Raw genomic sequence first — 24,633 nt, 5'->3', positions numbered from 1 at the left:
ATTGATTGGGTGACCCAATTTTTAGCTAACTTCATTAACCACTTCAGGAACTTGCTGAATGACAATAAGCTCCGAAAGATAACGTTCAAAAAACACCACCGAATTCGACCCAGAAATAAACTGATTCCCGTCGATGATAAACGCAGGCACACTCTTAACCGACTGCCGCCCAACTCTTTGGTATTTTGCTTTTAGTGCATTTGATCGAGCCTGAGCATTCAATTCATCCATCAAACCCTCGGTATTCAAGCCAACAGCTTCGGCCAGCGTCACTAATTGATTGGCATCGCTGACGTTTACGCCTTCGGTAAAATACGCATCAATTAACGCCTCATGCAACGCTACTTGTTTGCCTTGAGCTTCTGCGAAGTGCATCAGGCGATGTGCTTTCTCGGTGTTGTAGTAATGGGTTCGCTTACTGAAGTCATAAGTTAAACCCGTTTCCTCTGCTACACCGATTAAGCGTTTCCGATAATCCATCAACTGTTGATGCGACCACTGATATCGCTCCATCAAATGCGTTTCTATTTTTTCACCTGCGTCCGACATACCCGGATTTAACTGAAAAGGTAGAAAACGGATGGATACCTGAGTATCTCGCTCTGCCAGCTTCTCCCTCACATTCTCCACCGCCGTAACGAAATTACGGTAACCGATGGGACACCAGGAGCACGTAATGTCATGAATCATTTCCACCTGAATGGTTTTCACTGAATCACTCCTTCGCTGCCAATAAGTGGGTTATCGGCGTACATTTTATTCACGATCAACCAGCGGCCGTCTTCTTTTAACAGCCCGAGAAAATCAATGTAAAAGTTACCTAACAGCGGACATTCCACTTTCACCATGGCCTGATCACCTGACAGATCAACAGCCAGAATTTTAAAATCATAGGATTCGCCTGCTTCTTTCGGGATTGGTCTACTGGCCACAAGCGCCAGCCACTCCTCTAAACTTCTTCTCAAACCTGGTGCTTTTAAAAACGCATCTTTGTGAAAAATCCGCCTTAATTTTGCAACATCCGCTTGATACAACCCATCGAAGTAATCCGTTACTAACTCCGTGACCGTCTCAAAATCAGTCTTACTTGTTTTCATCATGAACATCTCTTGATCGTTTGTTAGTCGATAGAAGCATTTTAGAGCTGGCTTTTATTTCCATATATATTAATAATAAAAAATACCTGTTCTCAATTTAGAAACAAAATACTTAACGGATTCACCTCATGGACAAACTTCGCGCCATTCAACTGTTCGTACGACTTGCAGATCTGGGCAGCTTCACCAAAGTGGCCGATGAACTCAATGTCTCAAAGTCCATGATCAGCAAGGAAATCAGCCGGCTGGAAGATAACCTAAGCGCCCGGCTGCTCCACCGCTCCACTCGTACATTGACCCTGACCCAAGTGGGCGAAGGTTACCTTGAACGCTGCCGTGAAATTTTAATGAAGATGGGTGACGCTGAATCTTTCGTTCAGGACCTGCAAGACAAACCCAAAGGCAAACTCAAAATCAATGCTCCAATGGCATTGGGGATGACAGACTTATCTTTATTATTCGCAGACTTCATGGAAGCCTATCCAGAAATTGAGCTGGATATTAACCTCAGTGACGACCACATAGACCTTATTGAGCAAGGCTTTGACCTGGGCTTTCGGGCCACCAGCAAGCTGACCGACAGCAACTACATCGCCCGGCCGCTGACCCAGTTCAGTTACCGGGTCTGCGCCGCTAAACAGTACTTTGATCAGCATCCTGTTATTAAACGCGCCGACGACCTGCAAGGGCATAACTGTTTTGTGTACAGCTATTTTTCAGGCAAAAACGTCTGGCCGTTAGGGGAAGGCGTGAGCATATCCGGCACCTTAAAAGTCAACAGCACGCCTTTTATGATGGAAGCCATTAAGAAGGGCTTGGGCATTGGTTTTATTCCCGACTTTGTATGCGAAGAAGACGTTCAGCAAGGCAAAGTCATAGAAATACTCAAAGACATACAAAAACCGCGCTTAACCTTATACGCCATCTACCCTGCACGGCACTTCGTGCCGCCGAAAATCAAACTGTGCATTGAGTTTTTGGAGCAATGGTTTAAGCGGAAGTTTTAAGCGCTCAAACTTGATAGCATAGAAACGAAACCAACATTTGGACTTACCCATGGCTAAACGCCTTCCATCCCTTAATGTGCTCAATGTGTTTGAAGCCGCTGCTCGTCACCTCAGCTTCAAAAAAGCAGCGGAAGAATTACACATCTCGCCGCCGGCGGTCAGTCATCAAATCAAAGTACTGGAAGCGCAATTGGGAGCTGTGTTGTTCAGGCGTTTGAACAGGGCCTTGGAACTCACACCGGATGGAGAACAGTACTTTCAGGAAGTCCAGGGTGCTTTATTGCAACTTCATCTGGCTACTGACCGGTTAATTGAAAAACAACAACCTTCGGTATTTCGGATCAGCAGTATTCCCTTCATCACCAACAGTATGTTGATTCCCAACATCCAGTCCTTTAAAGATGAACACCCCGATTTACGAATAGAGATTCAATCCCAGGTACACAGGGCCAATTTCAAAGAAGAACAAATCGACGTTGCCATACGCCACATCAAAGGCAACGAACCGGAACTGCACTACGAAGAATTGTCTCCCGTTCTCATCAGCCCCATATGCACCCGTGCTTACTGGCAAAATCACCAACCCAACAACCGTACAACACTTGACCACCATCGTATTATTCGCCTTTCAGTCGATCCCAACTCCTGGTCGTTATGGCAGCGGGAATGGGGGATTAATAGCTTACCCAATGACGAATTGAGCCTGGATAACTATCAGGCCGTGTTGGACTCCGTAGTTCAAGGGTTAGGCTTGGCAATGGGATATTTACCCGCTTTAAAAACGCTGTTACAAACGGAAAAACTGATGCTGCCTTTCCCTGATCAAATAACAGAGTTTGGGCAACTTCACTTGGTTTATCTCAAATCAGAAATGAATAACCCGCAAATTCAATCGTTTCAAATTTGGCTGAAACAAGTGATCAGCGACATATCAGATAAATAAAACTTATCTGAAAGCCATAAAAAACTCGTTTGTCACGCAAGCCTTTCTCTCTTTATGCTCCACGTAGATATTCACCGCTAAGGAGAGACCATGGATAACATCCAGATTCAAACTCAAGACGGGTTCACCATCAAAGGCCACTTATTTTCTCCTTTGAACTCACCCGACAAAACAGCCAGTGCCGGAATCATCATCAACTCAGCAACGGCCGTCAGCCAAGGGTATTATCGAGCCTTTGCCCAACACCTGGCCGAGCATGGTTATCTTGTCATCACTTACGATTACCGAGGCATTGGTCAATCGAAAGCCACCAAACAAAACGACGACAAACTCAGTATGCGCGCCTGGGGGGAACAAGACTTACCTGCGGTGATTGATCACGCTGTGAATAGCTATCCAGAGTTGGCCTGGCACTGCATCGGCCACAGTGTCGGCGGCCAGCTTGTCGGCTTAGCCCCAAACAACTCAAAACTGACCAGTGTTTATTGCGTTGCAGCTCAGAACGGTTACTGGAAAAACTGGGGGTTACCACAAACGCCTAAAATACTGCTGACCTGGTACGGCCTCATTCCGTTATTCAGTAAAACCTTAGGTTATGTACCCGGCTTTATGTTGGGAGGCACACCCCTGCCCGGCAACATTGCTTTGGAATGGGCGCGTTGGTGCAAAAATCCAAACTTCATCAGTGACGAACAAGGGCAACCCCTCCGTGAATTCTTCCATCAGTTCGACAAAAAAATGCGCTTTCTGGCCATTAGCGATGATCTTGATTTTGCGCCATTAAAAGCCGTGAAGGAGTTGGAGAAATTCTACTCGCAAGCAGAAAAAGAAATCGAAGTGGTTGACCCGAAACAGCTTGGCATCAAAGAAGTTGGCCACTTCGGCTTCTTCAAACGCCAACATAAAGAAGCCTTATGGCCGAACGCAGTTGAATGGTTTGGGCGGTTTTCTTAAATGAAAACCTGCATCAGCTAAATAACCTCATAATCACAAATGAAATCGTATTGCTGCTGTGTATCCGGTATTGGCACGCCCCGCGCGGCAGACACCCTATCAATGGCCTCTTGAGAGGTCATTTTATCTTTAATAAGCAAACAAGATGCCGTTATTCCTGTACGTCCAATGCCTGCTCTGCAATGTACGGCAATGTTTAGGCCTTCCAAAAGCTCCTTGTACAAACGGTTAATTAGCTCTTTAAAAACAACAGGATTTGGTATCCCTCTGTCCTTTATTTGAAAATTCTGAAACTCAATTCCTTTGACTTCTAAAGTTTGACGTTCACCTGCCAATCCAAGTTCATATTCTTCACTCACTTCCAGCAAAGATACCACTTTAGATATCCCCATATTTGATAAGTAGTCAACATCATCCTTTAACCACTCAGATGATGGCTTTGGCATCACGTAAAGCGTTCCTTGCCCAATCTTCGTTACTTTAAAAACTGAAGGGATCATAAAATTCCTTTCTATATCAATTAGGGCTTCATTGATGAGCCAAGTTAGGTTTGCAAGCCAATAAAAATGTACAGTTTGATACATTCACTTAAAAATACTATTAATTTATTCACGGTCATAGTTCAGAATTATTAAGCGCTAAACACCACCCACAATGTGATTCAAATCACAGCTTTGATTTCTCAGACAATTTTCATTCTCTAAAAACAACCGATCATCGGTTCTGTTTTGCGTCTTATACATCTGCGCTCTTTAATCCATGTCATATAAACATCCAGAAAAGTTACAAATTTAATAACGATGTAGATCTGGAAAAATTATAAGTTAGGGGTTGATTAGATGGGTGGGGTTGCTGTGATGTTAAAACACGGAATGGGTGTGCTGTCGTTGGTATTAATACTGGTTCTGCAAGGGTGTGGTGGCGGAGGCGGTTCTTCCGGCGATTCCTCGCCCTCCAGCGACAATGAACCTTCCTCCAATGAGCAATCACAAGATTCCAATCAGAATACCGGTTTGCAAGCGCCTCAAGTGGCTAACCAAACAGAAAATGACCAACTGACGCTTTCTTGGTCGGACAGCAACGCCCAACAATACCGGGTACTCTATTGGCAGGGTAATGACGCCCCGCAAGAATTTATCACAAGCGATTTAACCTTTGCCTCATCGCCACTTTCAGCAGGCAGCTATCAGGTGCTGGTGGAAGCCTATGATGAATTCGGCAACAGCCTGTTCAGTACCCCCATGACCGTGGAGGTGAACTGATATGGCAATGTTCTCCACACCTCTGAAACAGCGTTTACTGACATCGACGATGGCAGCGTTTTTGCCTTTAGCCGGCTTATCAAATGGAGCATTAGCTGCTGATTACCCGCCTAACATTGATTACGGCTCACAAGGAGATTTTGTCGCCAAGCGCGGAACAGAGTATGGCCGCACTGCCGATTTGAATCTGGTCGGCCCACTGTTGGTGAACTTGCCCGAAGCGCCGGGCAGCACGTCCAACGGCATCCCCTGGCAAGCGGAAGATACCGTGTGGGATTTGTCCGACCTGACCAACCCGACGTTGATTCGTTCACTGACGTGTGACACCTGCTATCTCGGTTCACCGATTTTCGCCCATGCCACAGTGATTCGTTTCGACAACGACGATGCCTACTTGTACACCCGTGGCGGTGGCGGCAACGAAGGCGGCGATCACATGACCTATAACCCGCAAGGGGCAACGTCGAACGAGCAAGCGGTGACCACGAACCTCAACTGGGGTTATGATCCAATGAGTTACCCCATGCTGTTTTCACCGTATCACTTGAGACGCTGGTGGGATTATGGCGACGATCCGTCCGGCAATCAGTGGATTCGCGATCCGAGTCGTTTATTGCCGGAGGGCGAAGACCAGCGCTGGCTGGGTGAAATTCTGGTGGAGTGGGATCACATCGGACTCACCGGGGTCACTGGCTTTGCCGCCTGGTTAGGTAACTTGGTGGTGATGTCGTCGGATCAACAATCCACAGGCATGGCCATTTACGATGTGTCCGGCTTCAAAGAAGGTCAGTTACCTCGCCTGCTCAGTACTTACCAGCCGACCCTCACCGAGCCGGATGGCAACCAGGTGGGAATTGGCGGATATTGGGTAGAACCTTATGGCACCACCAAAATGGTGTGGGCGGCCCGCCAACGCGGAGGCACGCCAGAGCGCCATTACCCAGGCATGTTTGTGGTGGATTTCACCGACCCGACCGACCCACAGCTAACCTGTGCATTGTTCTTCGATCAGGATCGTGACGACCCGGCCGATGGCGATGAATCCAGCGACCCCATGTACGTGAACTTTCAGGATCAATACGCCTATGTCGACCACTTTCGGGTCGATATTCCTGGTTGTGAACAAGCCTACGCCAATGATCAGACCATCAGCGACACTGAATTCGCCCAAGTGGTGTACCGTTTTGACGACATCAACAACAGTTGCGACGGCAGTCAATATTTCAGACCACTGGGGCAAGTGGGTATTTTCGGTGGTTATGACTGGTGGCGCACCCAGGCGATCATTCGCTACAGCGGAGGCGAATTACCGGTCAGCCAGTATCTACAAAACCAGAGTGGCTTGGGCTTTGAGGTCATTCGTCATCTGGAGCCGGGCTTGAGCGTGGTGAACACCACGGGATTGCAGGTGGGCGATACCGTCACCACCAACGACACTGGCTTCACCATCAACGAAATGATCATTGATGAACGCATCAACGAGCAAGGCATGTGTTTCATGGTAACCTCCGATGAGCCGGACACCACAGCGCCTTACGTTTCGGGGCATCGTCCGTTGGCCAATCAGGTAAATTATCCGGTGGACGGCTTTATCCACATTCACATACCGGAAACCTTACGCACCGAAACCGTGACGGACGCAGTCACCGTCACAAACATAGAAACCAATGAAACCGTCAGCTACCGACATATCCTGTCTCATACCGGAACACTGGCGATCTGGCCGGATCAGGACTTGGCGCTGAACACCACCTATCGGGTCGATGTGGCAGGCATTCAGGACTTCATGGGCAACACCATGACGCCGTACCAGTTTGAGTTTTCCACGGGCGCTGAATTGATTGGCGACCCGGTGCCAGATCCAGATACTTCGCCAAGCGATGATGTGCCCGACTTCAGCGGCACGCCGTTTTACCCAATTCAATCATCCCAACTGGCTTGTGCTCCGGATCAAGAACTGGGCAATGTCTGGGTGGTGAATCCGGACAACGACAGCGTGTCCATTCTGGCACAAGCCGAAAACCCAGACGCCGACGTAAGCAGTTTGTCGGTCGAGCGGGAAATCAAACTGAACTATCAGCATCCGACCTCAGTAACGCGTTTGGCCAACCAATATGCAGTCACTTATCAGCACGACGATAAGGTGGTTTTCTTTGATACGGCAGGCAATCCGCAACGAGCCGTCGATACCGGTCACGGTTCCCAGCCAATCAGCAGTGTCAGTGATGGCAGCCATCTCTATGTGGCCTTGTACGGTGCCGGAGAGGTGGTCAAAATCAACCTTGAGAGCGGTGTGATCGAAGCCCGCCAGTCGGTTGGGTCAACCCCCAAAGCCATGGCTCTGTCGGATGGACGTTTGTTGGTCACACGGTTTATTTCCTCGGACGACGGAGGGGAAGTGTATGACATCAACACTGCAGGTTCGATGACGCTGACCCGCACCATAGCCATCAATAAGGTGGCCGTGCCGGATGACATTGACCACGGCATGGGACTGCCGAATTACCTCAATAACATCGTCATTAACCCGGATCAAACACGAGCCTACATCACGGCGGTGAAGGCTAATATTGATCGTGGTTTGCATCGTAACGGCCAAGCACTGGACGACGACAATACGGTGCGGCCGATGCTGGTGACGCTCGACTTGGAGAATCACCGTGACCTGAACACCAACCCGACAACGCGTGACGGCACCCTTGATCTCGATAACGCCGCTGACCCTTACGGCGTTTCTTTCCTGCCAGACGGCGTGACCCGAGTCCATACCTTGCAAGGCAACAATCTGGCGGTTCTGAATAATCTGTCATTAAACACCACCGCCAACCTGGCGACCGGCTTCGCACCGCAAAGCGTCTGTACCACGGTGGATACCTTGTTTGTGAAGAACTTCACCGACCGCTCGGTCAGTGCCATCGACATCTCCGGCTGGATGTACGACGGACGCCAAAACCCGGACATCACCCAACAAGTAACCGTCGCCCAAGAAACCCTGACAGATGAAGAACTGGCAGGCCTGAAACTTTTCTATCATGCCCGAGTGCCAGACATCGCGCCGGAAGGTTACATCAGCTGTGCTTCTTGCCATGCCGGTGGCGGACACGATGGCCGTACCTGGGACATGACCCACATGGGTGAAGGCGTGCGAAATACGCTGTCGTTGAACGGTGCCAGCGGTACCCGCTTTGGCGACCTGCATTGGTCGGCCAACTTCGATGAAGTGGAAGATTTCGAAATTCAGCTGGAACGGTTAAACGGCGCCACCGGTTTGGTAGACGGCGTGACCTTCCAGGATCAATCGCCCTTGACGCTGACCACCCATGGCCTTTCGAACGATCTGGATGCATTGGCGGCTTACGTTAATGGCTTAGGCAAAGATCGCGTGGCCCGTTCACCGCATCGCAGTTATTCGGGCGAATTGACCGCAACGGCTATGCGCGGGCAGCAAGTCTTTGCCGAGCAAGGCTGTGATCAGTGCCATGCGGGCGCGGCTTTCCGAGATGGCCAAAGCCACGATGTGGGTACCATTACGGCGGCATCCGGCAATCGTTTAGGCATCGAAGGCGGGTTAACCGAAATACGAACGCCGAGCCTGATCGAACTGTGGGACTCCGCGCCCTACTTCCACAACGGCAACGCTGACACCCTCTCGGACGTGTTATCCACAGGCCAGCACTCGGTGACGTTATCCACTGAAGATCAAGCTTCTTTAATCGAGTTTTTGCTGTCCATTGATCGTGAACTCTACATTGAGGATGATGCGAGCTTCCCTGACTTCTGATGTCCACATACAGGCTGGCCGACTGAGTGGCCAGCCCTCCCTGAAGACTACCCATTAATACATATTCCGTTACGGCCTCGATGGCATCAAAGTCCCAGATAAACATTTCACCAACCTGAAATGACATAAATGTCATCTTGATGAAAGGTTAATGTCAGTGACTTCGTTCAATAATGTCTATGTCAAAAATAAATTTTAGAGATTAGGGGTATTATTATGAAAAGTCTTAAAGTCTTTATGCTCGCTGGTTCACTGGTTCTTTTTAACATGAACGCTATGTCTGACCCTCTTTCCTCTACGGGAAAAGCATCATCTCGTAGCAAATCAACAGTTGTAGAAGTCTCAGCGGTACCTTCCAAACAGCAAGCTTACCAACAAGCAATGGCAAAATTAAAAGGTTTACAAGTAAGTTCACCGTTGGAATTAAGTAACGAGTTACACCTTCGAACGTTCAATCACCAAGAAACCAAGTCCCTTCACCTTAAAAAAGGAAACTACATTACGGTGGAGGAACGAATGAATGAAAATGGCTCTATTGAATACGTTGGGCAAGTGAATGTTGTTTATCACTACTTAAAACAATCCAGTAAGAATTAATCACTGTTACGGAAGAGTACTTTATGATTGATCGTACTCTTCGTTTCATAACTCGGCTGCCGCGCACCTGAGTTAAACTGGTCCCGACTTATAAAACATCACTTTTTGTTTACTCTTATTTCCAAGCGTAAAGTCCCGCACTGGAACATAAACAAAGCGCTATTACTCATGTGCTACACTGTTTACTGAAATTTGAGGGATTATATGAAAATACTGGTCATTGAAGATGAAGTCAAAGCAGGCCAATACCTTCAAAAAGGCCTTACCGAATCAGGTTATACCACAGATTTAAGCCACGATGGGGTCGACGGCTTATACTATGCCACCACCAATGAGTACGACCTCATTATTCTGGACATCATGTTACCTAAATTAGACGGCTGGCAGGTACTGAATACCTTACGCAGCAGTAGCATCAATACCCCTGTTATCATGCTGACCGCCAAAGAGCAGGTTGATGACAGGGTCAAAGGGTTTGAACTGGGTGCAAATGATTATGTTGTAAAACCTTACGCCTTTGCTGAATTGATTGCTCGAATCCACAATGTGCTCCGACATCATGTACCTCAAACTCAAGTCAAGCACAATGATAACATCATGACTTTATCGGACCTGAAGCTCGACCTTCTCAAACGCAAAGCTTCCAGAAAAGGCCAATCAATTACTCTAACAGCCAAAGAGTTTCAACTTCTTGAACTCTTAATGAGAAAACAAGGCCAGGTCCTAACTCGAACTACCATTGCGTCCTTAGTCTGGGATATGAATTTTGACAGCGATACTAACGTCATAGATGTGGCCGTGAAACGACTTCGATCTAAAATTGATAAACCTTTTGATAAACCTTTGATTCACACTATCCGGGGCATGGGCTACAAAATGGAGGATGAAGGATTCTAATGAAATTTTTCCCGCCTTCAATGAAAAGAAACCTTATCCTGATGTTTCTTGGCACAACCTTCATCATTTATTATGCCCTTGCTTACATTCTTCAATACGCCATTGACCAACATTTTTATGAACAAGACTACGATCATCTCTTAACCAAATTCCAAGCGATAGATTCCGCATCCCTCCGTGAGCCTGAATCCCTTATTAATAACCTGAACAACAGCTCTGCCTTTCTTTGGCTTACCAAGAATGGTGAAGTGAAGGATCAAAACTCCACGATCTCAGTCCCCCTAGAGCAATTAACAACCATTCTCAACTTAAAAAGTGCCAAAACACCCTTAGAATGGCACGCGAATACCCTATCTTTAAGGGCTTTTGTATTCCCGATCAATAACGATTACGCCTTGGTCATGGGCGCAAACATCAATCACCATGTTAATTTCATCTCTGAATTCAAGATGATTTTATTCTGGTCATTAGGCTTGGCTCTTGCCATTTCAGTTCTTTATAGCATTTTCATTGTGAATCGGGGTTTACAGCCTATCAAAATATTAGGGGAGCACTTAAAAGAGGTCTCACCAAAAAATCTGAATAAACGTATTCCTACCGAAGAGCTGCCAATTGAATTACAAGAGCTTTCTCATGCCCAAAATAAAATGCTTGAGCGTCTGGAGCAGGGATTCATGCGCCTAAGCGAGTTCTCTTCAGATATTGCTCATGAACTGAGAACACCTTTAACAAACATCAACACTCAAAACCAAGTTATTTTATCGTCTAAAAGAAGCACTGAAGAATATCAGGATGCCCTAGCTTCCAACCTTGAAGAATTAAACCGGATTATTAAAACCATCAACGATATTCTCTACATTGCCAAAGCAGAAAACGCCTTAATTCATCATGACAATAAGACCATTCGAGTCGAAAACGAATTACAAAGAATCGTTGAATACTTCGACATAATAGGTGAAGAAAAAGGCCTTCGAATTCAATACTCAGGGAAAGCGAAGCTAAACATTGATAAGAATATGTTCGAAAGGGCCATCAATAACCTCTTGTCAAACGCCGTTCGCCACGCCTCCGAAAATACAGTGATTGATATTAATGTCAAAGACAAGGTATCTGATACCCAAATCAGTGTGACCAATGAAGGCCAAACAATTCCTACTGAGTCCATTAATTACTTGTTCGACCGCTTTTATCGCGTGGACAAATCACGTCAATACAAACACAGTATTGGCGCAGGACTTGGGCTGTCAATCACTCAATCCATCGTTGAAGCATACAACGGCCACGTCAACGTAAAATCTGAAAATGGTATTACCAGCTTCACTTTGAGTTTCCCTAAATAAACCTTAACATTCAAATACGAACGCCTGATAAGCAATTAAAATAACACGCAAACCTATCGAGTAAGTGCCCTCTGCTTTGTTATTTATCAAAAACCATGAAAAAAATGGCTCCTTAAAAGCCATTTTTTGATTTCACTGCCAACAAGACAACCCATTAATTTACATTAAACACCCCGGTCATTCCTGCTTCCATATGGCCGGGAATCAAACAGGCAAAGTCCACGACACCTGACGTTGTAAATTTCCAGACAATGGCTGATTTCTGTCCCGGGTTTAATGTCACCATATTTTCTTCTGCATGTTTCATTTTAGGCATTTGTCTCATCATCTCCGCGTGCGCTTTTAGATCCGCTTTTGAGCCAATTACAAATTCATGGGGTATTTTGCCTTCATTGGTAATCAAAAAACGAACGGTTTCTCCTTCCCTTATAGCTACTTTTTCTGGTGAAAAAGTCATGGTATCAAACATACCAACATCTATGGTTCTAGTGACATCTTTCAGCCTTCCCTTAACCCCAAAAGCAGGAACTTCATCCGTTTGTTCGCCATGACTCATTGAATGAGGCATTGAACCTGAATGTCCCATGGAATGGTTTTGCATACTGCTATGGTGGGCTGGCCCAGCCGCCGCCACACCTGAAAGAGTACCCAGTAAAATGATTAGAGCTGACTTATTATATAATTTCATTGATCCTACCTTATTGAAAAATAATCGATTTTTAAAACCAGAAACGCACACCAGTAACCAGTAAGACGTCATCCGTAGCTTCATTTTCATCGTTAAGTAATGCCCGGGTATCCCCCAGAGTTTCCTGAATCTCAGCCCCAATATAGGGAGCAAACTGCCGCGTAAATTCATACCGTAAACGTAGCCCAGCAGCCATGGACGAAAAACCACTGCCCACTTCGCGAGCTTCATCATCTTTGCCCAAGACGGTTATCTCAATTCTCGGTTGCAAAATCAGGCGCTGAGTCAATAACACTTCATACTCGGCTTCCAAATCCAAAGCCATTTGCCCTTCATCACTGACCGACGCCATGACATTCATTTCAAACCAATAAGGTGCTAACCCCTGAACACCTGCCGTTAACCAGCTTTGATCTTTCTCTACTCCGGAGTCGAAACGCAGACCGACCTGACTGTCCCAAAAGGTATCAACGGCATAACTCCAGACCAGTTCAGTTGACTGCTCAATCAAAGTACCCTCTTCAATTTCGCCTTCACTGCGAACAATAAACTTATCGTAATCCCAGCCCCAGGCCGCTTGGGCATCAAACGTTAAAAAGTCACTTTCTTCATCGCTCCTTGTGTATTCCAAGCGATCAAACAGTACCGACCAGCGCGTATGTTCGTCCGACAAAACCAGCTGTCTTGGACCATCCAGAACATAAGGACCAGAGTCCAGTTGGTAACCGCCCGAATACTCATGAGGATCACGAGCATTAGCCGGAGCACCGCCACCTTGCATGGAGGGTTTGGTGTGGCTCATTGCTGTTGCACTACCACCATGGTTCATATCGTGTTCCATGCCTGAATTTGCATACACAGACGAAGGCATGATCAAATTCATTGAAATCACGAAAGCAAATGCCGGTATACCTTTGGTTTGCTTATAATCTTTTTTTGCAAAGAAACTTCTCATGACACTATCACCTCTCTGAACATACCGGCATCCATATGGAACATAAGATGACAATGCCAGGCCCAACGCCCCACCGCATCCGCAGTTACCAGAAAACTGATTCGCTGTGCAGGTTGCACCGGAATGGTATGTCGCCGTACCAAAAATGAACCATCCGGGCTTTCCAGCTCACTCCACATGCCATGCAAGTGCATCGGGTGAGTCATCATGGTGTCATTATGCAAAATGATTCGGACACGTTCGCCATATCTCAAATGCACTGGGGTCGATTGACCAAATTCAAGTCCATCAAACGACCAGGTATAGCGCTCCATATTGCCAGTTAAATGCAGTTCTATTTCTCGGTCTGCGGTTCGAGGGTCCATAGGTCCATTCAGCGTTTTTAAATCCGCTAAAGTCAGTACTCGTCGGCCATTGTTTCGCAAACCAACACCGGGGTCATCCAGGTTCGTTCGTGGTGTGTTCACCCGCATATCGACACTTGGGCCGTACTCAGTGCTTGCATGCCGCACCTCTGTACTCGCTTTTCGAAGCGTGTCCATTTCACCAACAGAACTCATCCCTGTGTGATCCATCATTGGCATTTCCATGCTCTTATGGTTCATACCTTTATGATTCATACCTTTATGATTCATGTCTGACATATCGGACAGGTCTGACATGCTCATCTGGCCATGATCCATTCCTCCCATATCCCCCATCATGTCAGCCATAGTTAAAGGCTGCGGTGAATCCATCGCAGGTATCGCGGCCACTAATCCTGCAGCGGTTGCCAAAGTACCACTGGCAAAACCGGTTCTATCCATGGATTGAGCAAAAATGCTGTAGACATCATGAGTCGGGGTGACAATGCAATCATAGGTTTCACCCGGACCAAACCGGAATTCATCTACATCGACAGGCTCCAAATTCACCCCATCGCATTGAACAACCTGCAATTTCAAACCGGGAATCCGAACATCGTAAAACGAATTACTGGCACCATTAATAAAACGCAAGCGAACCCTCTCACCACGTTTAAATAACCCGGTCCAATTGCCATTCGGGGTGGTTCCGTTCATTAAATACGTTAAAGTTTCCGAGGAAAGATCCGCCAGATCAAACGAGCTCATGCGCATCTGATTCCACATAGCTTTATCGTTCAAAGTAGCGGCCAGCCCCTGATCAACAACTTGCTTAACCCCGTCAAAAACGGTTGGCTGATTAAAATTGTAAAAATCTCCCTGAACTTTTAATTTATTAAACACATCCATGGGGTTTTCGTCGGTCCAATCGGACAACAAAATGGTATGTTCACTATCAAACTTAACAGGGTCTTCTTCCGCCGGATCAATAATAATGGCACCATACATCCCCGTAATTTCCTGCATACCAGAATGAGAGTGGTACCAATATGTACCGTTTTGCTCAACTTTATAGGTATATGTAAACGTTTCACCTGGCGCAATGCCCGGGAAGCTGATCCCCGGCACACCGTCCATTTGGTAAGGCAGAATAATCCCATGCCAATGGATGGAAGTGGATTCTTTCAAGTGATTAGTCACCCGGATAGTGACTGTCTCCCCTTCTCGCATACGCAAGGTCGGAGCAGGTATAGATCCGTTGATAGTAGTCGCTTTGCGCTCAACACCGGTAAAGTTCACAACTGACTCACCAATCACTAAGTCAAACTCGGTGCCACTTAAAACCGGAACATGACCTATGGATGCTTCACTACTTCCGGCCCAAACTCTGGAAGTTAATGGCGTCAATCCCATTATCACTCCACCTGCAATTAAGCCTTTTACAAATTTTCTTTTCGACGGGTTGAAAGACGTACTCATTGCATCACTCCGAACAGCATTTGTTACGTTGATAAGTTCACTTTAATCAACTCACTCTTTCAGCTGTCTGACTTAAAAATGACAATCCTGTCATTTTGATCATTAATAAGATATTCAAAGGTATACTTCAAAAACTGAATACGCTTTAACACGGTAAACAAGATAAAGTTGGGCTGATTTAGAAATATCAAAAAACGAAAGTAGGAAACTCAGCATTGAGACAACAAGTTTAGTTAGGTTCTTGACCTATGTGCTACACACAGGTTTAAGCTGAAAAAAATCAGTTATTCAAGACAATTAATCTTGGTAAGGAGCACCTCACATGAACCAAGAATTAAAACCAATAAAGCACTCAGAAGCTCATTACGCACAACATGAGCCATCAAATAGCATTAATGAGCAACTTCTTTTGATAGAAGGTGCCGGCTGCGCAAGTTGTGTCGGAAAAATCGAATCTGCACTAAAAAAAGTCCCCGGTGTTATAAAGGCTGAAATGAATTTCGCTGACCGCTCCGTCTCTGTTGAAGGTTCCGCACTCAGCGACCAATTGATCCAGGCTATACAAAACGCAGGTTATCAAGCCAAGTTAGCCAGCAATACCAGTGCTACAGTCTCACTTGACGAAAAAGAACAAGAAGACCAACTATATTATCGACGCCTTCTTAAAGAAATGACGATTGCCCTTGCTCTGGGAATTCCTTTGATGGCCTACGGACTAATCACCGGAGAAATGTCCGTTAATACAACAACAGAACGTATTGTCTGGTTGATCATTGGTCTGTTAACTCTGGGGGTGATGATTTTTTCCGGCAAGCACTTCTACACAGGCGCTTGGCAATCATTCAAAAATCATTCCGCTAATATGGACACCTTAATTGCACTGGGAACTGGCACTGCCTGGCTTTATTCCATGGTCGTGGTTTTCTTTCCTGAAATGATTCCCGACATGGCTAGGCACGTATATTTTGAAGCCACCGCAATGATCATAGGCCTGATCAACTTAGGGCTTGCCCTTGAACTCAAAGCCAGAGGCAGAACCTCTGAAGCCATCAAACGCCTGATTGGATTACAACCGAAAACTGCCAGAGTGATACGGGAGGGTATTGAAACAGACATCCCCATCGAAGAAGTTATTCTAAACGATAAAATTCGAGTACGCCCAGGAGAAAAAATTTCCGTAGATGGGCTCGTTGTAGAAGGCCATACATCGATCGATGAGTCCATGCTGACAGGCGAACCTATGCCTGTTGAAAAATCTGAAGGGGATGAAGTCGTTGCTGGCACCATCAATAAAACCGGAAGTATTCTTTTTCTGGCGACTCGCGTAGGTAAAGATACCGCTTTGGCTCAAATCATAAACATGGTCAAACGCGCACAAAACTCAAAACCACCAATAGGCAGAATGGCCGATGTTATTTCAGCCTACTTTGTACCAGTTATTATGATCATTGCAATATTAAGTGCTCTCGCCTGGTTGAACTTCGGTCCTGAACCGGCTGTTGCGTTCGCTATCATCTCAGCAACGACCGTTCTTATCATTGCTTGCCCTTGTGCACTAGGCTTAGCTACCCCGATGTCCGTCATGGTTGGAGTGGGTAAAGCCGCCGAAGCTGGCGTGTTAATTCGAAATGGCGAAGCATTACAAACGGCATCCAAAATAACAGCCATGGTCTTAGATAAAACCGGGACAATTACCTGGGGTGCACCTAAGGTCACCGACATTGTGGTTTCAGGAGAAACGGATGAAACAACCGTTTTACAGTTAGCCGCCAGTCTGGAATCAGGCTCCGAGCACCCATTAGCACAAGCCATTGTTGATACTGCTAAAGAGCAGCAACTAACGCTATTTCCGGTGAGTGCATTTAATGCCATTGCAGGTCATGGTGTAGAAGCCGAAGTAGACGGCAAAAAACTACTGTTTGGTAACGAAAAACTAATGCATACAAAGCACATTCAGCTTGGCAATTTTGTGGCTAAAGCCCAGGCATTGGCTGAGGATGCAAAAACACCTATGTACTTTGCGATAAATGGCGAACTTGCAGCAATTATCGCTGTCGCAGATCCAATAAAAGACGACTCCATTGAAGCCATCAAACGATTACAAGATAACGGAATCCGAGTAGTAATGCTCACAGGAGATAACCGAGCCACAGCCAAAGCTGTAGCGGCTCAAGTCGGTATTAAAGAATTCCACGCTGAAGTTTTACCGGAAGATAAGTCTCAAAAGGTTCAGGCTCTGCAAATGGAGGGGGAAATTGTTGGCATGACGGGAGACGGCATCAATGATGCGCCCGCCTTAGCCGTTGCCAACGTCGGCTTTGCCATAGGCACAGGTACAGACGTTGCCATTGAAAGTGCCGACATTACTTTAATGCGCGGTTCATTACACGGCTTAGCCGATGCAATTGCCATCAGTAAAGCAACACTGAAAAATATCAAACAAAATTTGTTCGGTGCTTTTATTTACAATGCAGCTGGGGTTCCTGTTGCAGCTGGCTTACTCTACCCGTTTTTTGGCTTATTACTCAGTCCAGTCATTGCTGGGGCAGCCATGGCATTTTCATCAGTCACGGTTGTAACTAATGCCAATCGCTTACGTTTTTTTAAAGCCAAAGAACATTAGGAGGATATACCATGCTAATAATCAATATTATATGTATCGCTCTGATCGTATTTATTATCTGGTGGTTTTGGATATACAAGCCAAATGAAACGATATTAGAAAACCACGGCCAGGCAGTAAAGGTTGCCAATGGAATTTACCAGCCTTCATTCATTAAAATACCAGCACATACTGAAATTACTCTAGCGTTTATACGCGAAGATGAGTCTCCTTGCGCTGAAATGCTTCAATTTCCTGAACTTGAAATTAATGAAACTCTGCCTTTAAATAAAATTGTAAAAATCAAAATCCCTGCGCTTAAAGAGGGAGTTTATGATTTTCACTGTCAAATGAAAATGTATAAAGGACAACTTAGAGTTGAAAAATAACATCTTTCAAAATATTAGTTTGTAGCAACACACAAAACTCAAATAACATCGATTAAAAACAACAACATCCTAGACCTGTATATTGGGTCTAGGATACGACCTATTTAAATAAAAATTTTATTTAGAATTTCTTTTACTCCAGCGGCCATAAACTTCGTCACTCCAAAAACTTTGAAAATAAGAAATAACGGCCAGCTTTTCCTCGTCAGTCAAGACATCTTTAAAAGGAGGCATTTTTCCTCCCATATGAATACCACCATCATTTATCGTTCTCAATAACACAGGTAAAGAATGATGCCATGTATGGGCAGTTCCGTTTAAAGGCGGAGGAGGATAACTTCCATCTTCGAGCGGTTGTTTCCACTTAAAAGTACCCACGGCCTTTGAATTATGGCAGTTAATGCAGTACTTATCATAAACCGAGCGCCCCCATGTTACTTGCTGATGATTATACCAACGACCATTTTTTTCATAATCTTTAACTTCAGGAAAATCGTTTTGATCAGAGCATGCTGCTATCAAAATAACAATCGAGTACGCACCAAAATTTAGAATCGACTTAAACATTAACAATCCCTCAAATTATCAACACTATGAATATTTATGATTAATTACCTTCCATAATAGAAATAGGGCTGAACATTCCTGCTTCATAATGCCCAGGTATATTGCAAGCAGCTTCTATTTGATAAGTTTGATGGAACTTCCAATTTAATATTCCTGTTTCAGAAGGGTTAACCGTTATAGAGTTTCCTCCTGGCCCATGATGCATATTAGGGTGATTCACCATCATTTTACCGTGAGCCTTATGTTCGCTCTTAGTCCCAATTGAGAATTCATGCGGAATAGCACCTTTGTTGGTTATTTTAAATTGAATAGTTTCACCTTCAATAATATTCTTGATTACCCACTAAGCTCAGCCATCTTTAAGAGCCGATACGGCATAGCTGGTGTTCTGACAGCGACCTGAGCCAGCTTTGGCAGCATCTCTCGCAAATTGAAACGATGATTAAAACGGAAGCAATACTCTGCCAGATAGCGCGGCAGGTGCTTTGGATTAATCGAGTGACAGCTCCCTTTTAATGAATTCTTTACATTGCCAATCATGACATTGACCCATTTAAACAAGGGGCTATCCATCAGCTCGTAATTACCTGAAGTTTTTAAACCAAAGTGATAGCAACCTGCCGTTTCTGTTGAACTAAAACACGCCAATTTATCAGAGATAACCGTGCTCTCTGGAGCCAGGTGGCGATTGGACCACTGCTCTATAGCATCGTTCGTAAAACCATCAACCACTGTCATCCTCATTTTCTGTGGATGCCCATCTGGATTAACAGACACTGCGGCCACGAATGATGTTTTTCCTTCCGCTCCACGACCTCTTTTGCCGCCTCTGCGCTTACCGCCCCAATAAACATCATCTATTTGAACGATCCCTCTCAGTGAATGCTTATCATCTGACTCCTTCATTGCCTGCAATAACTTGTGCTTAAGCTTCCAGGCTGTGTCGTAGTTGACATCCAGTTCTCTTTTTAAAGACATTGCAGAAATGCCTGTTTTTGATTGCGTTAACAGGTGAATAGCAAGAAACCACTTACTTAACGGGAGCTTGGTACTCTCAAATAGCGTTCCACTGGTCAGTGAGTGCTGGTGTCTACAACGATTGCACTGAAGTATTTTGCGGGACTTCAGTTGGCAATAGGTTGTGTTACCACACTCCCGACACACATAACCTTCAGGAAATCGCCACTGAAACAGAGCTTGCTCACATTTTTCTTCACTTCCATAATCATCCATGAACTCGAACAAGCTATAACCCCGTTGAAATTGAACCTGATTCTTAGCCATGATCTGCACTCGCTTTAACACTGTGTTTAATTACAGTTTAGCTCATGACTGAATATTGTGGGTAATCAAGATAATATTTAGAGGTTCATGCGTAAAACGCATAGTATCGTCTGCAATCACGTTAATAACTCTGTCTACTTGTGACTCCTTTCCTGGCTCACCAGCCAAAGAACCTTCAGAGCCGTGCGCATGTGGAGTACTCAGTTGATTTGCTGAGCCACCGTTACTGCTTTCTTCACTTACTTTACTATGGTGACCCACAGATGCTCCATGATGATGACCATCATGACTATGTACGCTTTTATAAGTTGAACACCCTGAAATAATCAGCGAAAAACCACATATTATTGATAATATAGTTTTCATCTCTTTCACCTTTTTAAATATCAAAATTCAAAGATTTTTAATTGCCTGTATATCACCTAAGGATGTAACTGAAATAAAACCATCATCCTCTGATCCAACTTGGCAAGAACTCTTTACAGCATATTTTATCGAATCCAACCGATCTTCTTTTATAATCAACTCAAACTTCACGAACTGTACAAACCAGTTACGTGAAAAATAATTTGGATGACAACCATAACCACGAACTCTAATAAAATATAAACAAACGAGATCCTGTTTTTTAAGTTCATTCTCAAGAATCTCTTCACATTCAACAGGAACAAAAACAACCACCTGTAAGTAATTCATAATCAATTACCTTTACATCAAAAGTTCTTAGCTTTTTAATTCAATATCAACTCACTCAAGCAATAACTATTGTTCCAGCGAATTAAAATCAAGCTACATAGAACAAGAAAGTATTATTTAAAAATAGGCAACCTACGAGGACAAGACTTCATTCAAGAGTAAAGAATAAAGAAATCCTAAAAGAAGAGATTTAATTCAAATAAGTGCAGTTCACAACATATTTTTGTGGATAATTAAATTCAGGAGGGGGGCGATTGTAATAATCAAGATAAGAAAATAAACTTCCGGATAAGAACGAAAACCAATACTGAATAAAAAAGATAAGTATAGGTATAAATATAGAGAAGTATATATTAGGTAAATAACTGTCCTTTTCATCACAACAATTATTTTCAATATGCTTATGCTCTTTCAGGCCATCAAACTTATTATTAAGAATGGAATTCAAAGAGGGTAAATTATTAGTTTCTGTTGAACTCAGTTCAATTTTTCCATGATGTAGTTCATAACCTTGTCCCAAGTCATGAGCTATAAAGTTATTAATTGTACTAATACACAACACCATACTCTGACAGAATAGCCAAACCACAATTAACAGCTCAGTGACCAGCCGTCTTTTACTATCTAAGTAAATAATAGACATACTCATTACTTGTCAGTATCTAAGTTTAGTAACAAGTCTAGACATAGAATCGATTTATGTCTAGAAAGCAGAATCGCCACCCTCCTCACTAAAATACGACTGAAGCTACATATTATACCGAAGCTACGCCTTAACTTCTGGCGCTGATTCAACGATGGTTTTTCATCTCAAGCCAACCATTAAACTTTAAATATTTACAAAAAATTGAGCTCTCCCCTGTTTTAAACTGAGGAGGCATATCAACCTAACTCACATCAAATCGCCCACCAGAACCTGTAAATCAGATACAAGCGCATTGGCAGTATGGGCCAAATCCTCTCGCACAGCATCACCATGTCCGGAAGCTTCCGCCTGAGCAATGACCGCCGTTAAAGAGTGAAGTTTTTTGAGACGAGCAAGAATAGGTATTTTGATTTGTTTGGGTGAACGAACACTTGATTTATCGACAGGGACAAGCTCATAACCCAAGGTTGCCGCTTCAACTTCAAGCAACCGATGATCATTCGATTTCAATTGTTGCACCACCGCATACTGATAACTCATACGGTAATACGACGCCGCAAAGTCAGTCGACTGATCCTTTAACCAAGCGTGTTCTGTCTTCTGAATATGTTGCAGAACATCCTGATAATAAACCTCCGCACGTAGCTTTATGCGGTTCTGTAATTCAGTATTCTCCATAGCCTTGCATCCTGTTTAAAAAATAGGAATGACAAGGCCCCAACGCTTCCAGCAGGGACTACGAGTATGTTAATGTTCCTCCTGCAAGGTCGCGTTTCAGTTGGGACCTTGCCACGTCTCCGGAGTGTTGCCGCACTCGCGGGGACACCTTCTCTGCTTCGGGGATAACAACGCCCCAAAGCATCAGGTTACGACAACGTGTGCATCCCACTGAGTAAGCCAGTTGGCGCACACCGTAACCAGCAGTTAGTCTGCCCTGATCGGCCATAAAGCGTCAAGCGAACAATTGGGAATGAAAAAGTGGATAAACCAACGAAGCCAGTGAACTATTTGGTTTGTTGTTTTTAAGGCTTTAAATTGAAAGCCCTGAGGGATAGAAAGGCAGTACTTTTGTAGTAACCAGGCAGCAGAAATAAAAAAACCAAAGAATGAACTTTGGTTATTTTGCACATCGCCTCAGGATAACAATACTAAATTCTAGGTCGTAACTTTTAGCCAAGCTCTTTCTTCATTTGGAGCATATCGTACAAACCAGGGATTTGGTTGTTGTTCAGCAGGAATAAAGTTAATCGCGCCAGGAGTTTCAAATACACCCACAGGATTCCCCTTGTCTTTTAAGCAGACAAACTGCTCATCCACCAGCTCGAATATACCTAATTCACCACCCGCAAGAAAAATACGACCATCAAGACTGCCCACACCATACCAAGCAAACTTTGGCGAACCTATGTCCCTAAAACCGACCTTTGCATTACCCACTAATAAACAACCGCTGCGCCCGGTGATATAAACAAGTTCTTTGCTTACGGCCTTCACATCAGTAAAGGTATCTGTGGACAAAATACCTTCAGGCAAATTCACTTTCGTCCAACGACTACCATCCCAATGATGTATATTGCCGTGATAACCCACAATATAAACATCATCCGATGCTGAGCCATCAATTTGATTGGGCGCTTGAGGTAATTCGTATTGAGTCCAGTTTTCCCCATCCCAATGCAAGGCAGGACCACTAAAAGAAGTGACCCATACGTCAGAATCAGATGTTCCCCATATACCGTTTAGCTGCCCTTGAAAAACCTCACCAACATTCCAATCAATATCGAAATGACCGTTAGAAAATTCTAAAGACTTAAATGGTGGATTTTCAAAACTAACATCGGCATTCGTAAACACATCACCATGATCATCCACTACCCATAGGTTACCTTCTCTAGAAGACCACATTGCATTTATCTGACAATTTGCCCCTAAACACGTCTTTGCACGATCACCTTCAGACAAACGAACCTCGCCTACAGCTCCCATGGGGTTTGATTCATCATAGTGAGTATAAATACTGTGTTCACCAAGTTTAGAGTTTGTTATATCGATAACGTGTGATATTTCGTAATCACTCATATATACCCTATTTAAAACATAGATGAGGCGCTCCAATAAACGCCTCTGTTTACATCAAAGAATGAATAACTCTATGAGGAAATTTTTGTCCAAGCTCGGTCTTCGTTAGGAGAGTATCGAACATACCAAGAGCTAGGCTGCTGTTCTGCAGGAATGAAGTTAATCGCTTCAGGGGTTTCAAATACGCCAACAGGATTACCTTTGTCTTTTAAGCAGAGAAACTGCTCATCAACCAATTCGAATATACCTAATTCACCACCCGCAAGAAATATACGACCATCAAGACTGCCCACACCATACCAAGCAAACTTTGGCGAACCTATGTCCCTAAAACCGTCCTTTGCATTACCCACTAATAAGCAACCGCTACGCCCGGTGATATAAACAAGTTCTTTGTTTACGGCCTTCACATCGGTAAAGGTATCTGTGGACAAAATACCTTCAGGCAAATTAACTTTCGTCCAACGACTACCGTCCCAATGATGAATATTGCCGTGATAGCCCACAATATAAACATCATCCGATGCCGAACCATCAATTTGATTTGGCGCTTGAGGCAATTCATATTGAGTCCAGCTTTCACCATCCCAATGCAAGGCAGGACCACTAAAAGATGTGACCCATACGTCGGAATCAGACGTTCCCCATATACCGTTTAGCTGCCCTTGAAAGACCTCACCAACATTCCAATCAATATCAAAATCGCCACTTGAGAACTCTAAGTGCTTGTATGGGGAAGAGGTAAAATGAACATCTGCATTCGTGAAGACATCACCATGATCATCCACAACCCATAAGTGACCTTCATTGGATGTCCACATAGCATTTAACTGACAGTTCGCTCCAAGACAAACGTTAGACACACCACCGTACGGCATATCTCCAGAAAAAACAGCCCCTACAGCACCTAAAGGGTTTGACTCATTGTAATAAGTTAATATTTTGTGGTTGCCTAATTTCGAGAACGCCACATCAATTACATGAACGATTTCATAGTCTGCATTCATTTATCAAAAGCCTTCTTCA

General features: G+C 44.6%; 23 protein-coding genes. 10 read left to right on the top strand and 13 right to left on the bottom strand.

Going from position 1 to position 24,633, the window contains the following annotated elements:
* Window positions 1-21 precede the first annotated feature (21 nt).
* Window positions 22-711 carry a DsbA family oxidoreductase gene (locus tag ABD744_RS13735; protein WP_344799088.1) on the bottom strand — a complete coding sequence of 230 codons (690 nt, stop codon included), beginning with the start codon at window positions 709-711 and terminating at the stop codon, window positions 22-24.
* Window positions 708-1,100: a nuclear transport factor 2 family protein gene (locus ABD744_RS13730; protein WP_344799086.1), complete on the bottom strand. Its 393-nt coding sequence runs from the start codon at window positions 1,098-1,100 to the stop codon at window positions 708-710. Before ABD744_RS13730 ends, ABD744_RS13735 begins: the two co-directional genes overlap by 4 nt.
* A gap of 125 nt (window positions 1,101-1,225) precedes the next feature.
* Here ABD744_RS13730 and ABD744_RS13725 point away from each other — a divergent pair, with 125 nt between their 5' ends.
* From ABD744_RS13725 to ABD744_RS13715, 3 genes are all read left to right on the top strand, one after another.
* Complete coding sequence (locus ABD744_RS13725) at window positions 1,226-2,104, top strand: LysR family transcriptional regulator (RefSeq protein WP_344799085.1); 879 nt, start codon at window positions 1,226-1,228, stop codon at window positions 2,102-2,104.
* A 49-nt stretch (window positions 2,105-2,153) separates the two neighbouring features.
* On the top strand, window positions 2,154-3,047 hold the full coding sequence (locus ABD744_RS13720) for a LysR substrate-binding domain-containing protein (protein ID WP_344799084.1): 894 nt from the start codon (window positions 2,154-2,156) through the stop codon (window positions 3,045-3,047).
* Window positions 3,048-3,137: 90 nt separating this feature from the next.
* Window positions 3,138-4,001, top strand: coding sequence for an alpha/beta hydrolase family protein (locus ABD744_RS13715; protein ID WP_344799083.1), 864 nt, complete (start codon window positions 3,138-3,140; stop codon window positions 3,999-4,001).
* 17 nt (window positions 4,002-4,018) lie between these two features.
* On the opposite strand, the gene ABD744_RS13710 is transcribed toward ABD744_RS13715, so the two are convergent.
* Window positions 4,019-4,585, bottom strand: a complete 567-nt coding sequence (locus tag ABD744_RS13710) for a protein-tyrosine phosphatase family protein (protein ID WP_344799082.1) — start codon at window positions 4,583-4,585, stop codon at window positions 4,019-4,021.
* A gap of 255 nt (window positions 4,586-4,840) precedes the next feature.
* On the opposite strand from ABD744_RS13710, the gene ABD744_RS13705 reads away from it, so the two are divergent.
* From ABD744_RS13705 to ABD744_RS13685, 5 genes are all read left to right on the top strand, one after another.
* Complete coding sequence (locus ABD744_RS13705; RefSeq protein ID WP_344799081.1) at window positions 4,841-5,263, top strand: fibronectin type III domain-containing protein; 423 nt, start codon at window positions 4,841-4,843, stop codon at window positions 5,261-5,263.
* A 1-nt stretch (window position 5,264) separates the two neighbouring features.
* Window positions 5,265-9,044 (top strand): Ig-like domain-containing protein, encoded by a 3,780-nt coding sequence (locus tag ABD744_RS13700; RefSeq protein WP_344799080.1) that lies wholly within the window; start codon window positions 5,265-5,267, stop codon window positions 9,042-9,044.
* 216 nt (window positions 9,045-9,260) lie between these two features.
* The gene (locus ABD744_RS13695) at window positions 9,261-9,641 is read left to right on the top strand and encodes a DUF3316 domain-containing protein (RefSeq protein ID WP_344799079.1); all 381 of its coding nucleotides are present in this window, start codon (window positions 9,261-9,263) and stop codon (window positions 9,639-9,641) included.
* Window positions 9,642-9,845: 204 nt separating this feature from the next.
* Window positions 9,846-10,538 carry a heavy metal response regulator transcription factor gene (locus ABD744_RS13690; RefSeq protein WP_344799078.1) on the top strand — a complete coding sequence of 231 codons (693 nt, stop codon included), beginning with the start codon at window positions 9,846-9,848 and terminating at the stop codon, window positions 10,536-10,538.
* Window positions 10,538-11,878, top strand: a complete 1,341-nt coding sequence (locus tag ABD744_RS13685) for a heavy metal sensor histidine kinase (RefSeq protein ID WP_344799077.1) — start codon at window positions 10,538-10,540, stop codon at window positions 11,876-11,878. The genes ABD744_RS13690 and ABD744_RS13685 overlap by 1 nt, the downstream gene beginning before the upstream one ends.
* 154 nt (window positions 11,879-12,032) lie before the next feature.
* On the opposite strand, the gene ABD744_RS13680 is transcribed toward ABD744_RS13685, so the two are convergent.
* From ABD744_RS13680 to ABD744_RS13670, 3 genes are read right to left on the bottom strand one after another with little or no spacing between them, the layout of a single operon-like run.
* Window positions 12,033-12,566 (bottom strand): cupredoxin domain-containing protein, encoded by a 534-nt coding sequence (locus ABD744_RS13680; protein WP_344799075.1) that lies wholly within the window; start codon window positions 12,564-12,566, stop codon window positions 12,033-12,035.
* A gap of 31 nt (window positions 12,567-12,597) precedes the next feature.
* Window positions 12,598-13,521 carry a copper resistance protein B gene (locus ABD744_RS13675; protein WP_344799074.1) on the bottom strand — a complete coding sequence of 308 codons (924 nt, stop codon included), beginning with the start codon at window positions 13,519-13,521 and terminating at the stop codon, window positions 12,598-12,600.
* Window positions 13,518-15,344, bottom strand: a complete 1,827-nt coding sequence (locus tag ABD744_RS13670) for a copper resistance system multicopper oxidase (protein WP_344799073.1) — start codon at window positions 15,342-15,344, stop codon at window positions 13,518-13,520. Before ABD744_RS13670 ends, ABD744_RS13675 begins: the two co-directional genes overlap by 4 nt.
* Before the next feature lie 322 nt (window positions 15,345-15,666).
* Here ABD744_RS13670 and ABD744_RS13665 point away from each other — a divergent pair, with 322 nt between their 5' ends.
* Both ABD744_RS13665 and ABD744_RS13660 read left to right on the top strand, forming a co-directional pair.
* Window positions 15,667-17,967, top strand: a complete 2,301-nt coding sequence (locus ABD744_RS13665; protein WP_344799072.1) for a heavy metal translocating P-type ATPase — start codon at window positions 15,667-15,669, stop codon at window positions 17,965-17,967.
* An 11-nt stretch (window positions 17,968-17,978) separates the two neighbouring features.
* Complete coding sequence (locus tag ABD744_RS13660; RefSeq protein ID WP_344799071.1) at window positions 17,979-18,335, top strand: cupredoxin domain-containing protein; 357 nt, start codon at window positions 17,979-17,981, stop codon at window positions 18,333-18,335.
* Window positions 18,336-18,452: 117 nt separating this feature from the next.
* Here the strand turns inward: ABD744_RS13660 and ABD744_RS13655 are convergent, their stop codons facing one another.
* From ABD744_RS13655 to ABD744_RS13625, 7 genes are all read right to left on the bottom strand, one after another.
* Window positions 18,453-18,902, bottom strand: a complete 450-nt coding sequence (locus ABD744_RS13655; RefSeq protein ID WP_344799070.1) for a c-type cytochrome — start codon at window positions 18,900-18,902, stop codon at window positions 18,453-18,455.
* A 336-nt stretch (window positions 18,903-19,238) separates the two neighbouring features.
* Window positions 19,239-20,186 carry an IS1595 family transposase gene (locus ABD744_RS13650; protein WP_344799069.1) on the bottom strand — a complete coding sequence of 316 codons (948 nt, stop codon included), beginning with the start codon at window positions 20,184-20,186 and terminating at the stop codon, window positions 19,239-19,241.
* Between the two features lie 42 nt (window positions 20,187-20,228).
* Window positions 20,229-20,552, bottom strand: a complete 324-nt coding sequence (locus ABD744_RS13645) for a hypothetical protein (RefSeq protein WP_344799068.1) — start codon at window positions 20,550-20,552, stop codon at window positions 20,229-20,231.
* Window positions 20,553-20,579: 27 nt separating this feature from the next.
* Window positions 20,580-20,882, bottom strand: coding sequence for a hypothetical protein (locus ABD744_RS13640; protein WP_344799067.1), 303 nt, complete (start codon window positions 20,880-20,882; stop codon window positions 20,580-20,582).
* A gap of 892 nt (window positions 20,883-21,774) precedes the next feature.
* On the bottom strand, window positions 21,775-22,206 hold the full coding sequence (locus ABD744_RS13635; protein ID WP_344799066.1) for a hypothetical protein: 432 nt from the start codon (window positions 22,204-22,206) through the stop codon (window positions 21,775-21,777).
* Between the two features lie 477 nt (window positions 22,207-22,683).
* Window positions 22,684-23,607: a hypothetical protein gene (locus tag ABD744_RS13630; protein ID WP_344799065.1), complete on the bottom strand. Its 924-nt coding sequence runs from the start codon at window positions 23,605-23,607 to the stop codon at window positions 22,684-22,686.
* A 71-nt stretch (window positions 23,608-23,678) separates the two neighbouring features.
* On the bottom strand, window positions 23,679-24,614 hold the full coding sequence (locus tag ABD744_RS13625; protein ID WP_344799064.1) for a hypothetical protein: 936 nt from the start codon (window positions 24,612-24,614) through the stop codon (window positions 23,679-23,681).
* Window positions 24,615-24,633 lie beyond the last annotated feature (19 nt).

The sequence above is a fragment of the Litoribacillus peritrichatus genome (assembly GCF_039537985.1).
Taxonomy (GTDB): domain Bacteria; phylum Pseudomonadota; class Gammaproteobacteria; order Pseudomonadales; family Litoribrevibacteraceae; genus Litoribacillus; species Litoribacillus peritrichatus.
Note: the sequence above shows the minus strand (reverse complement) of the source record. Positions and strands in the feature narration are given on the sequence as shown.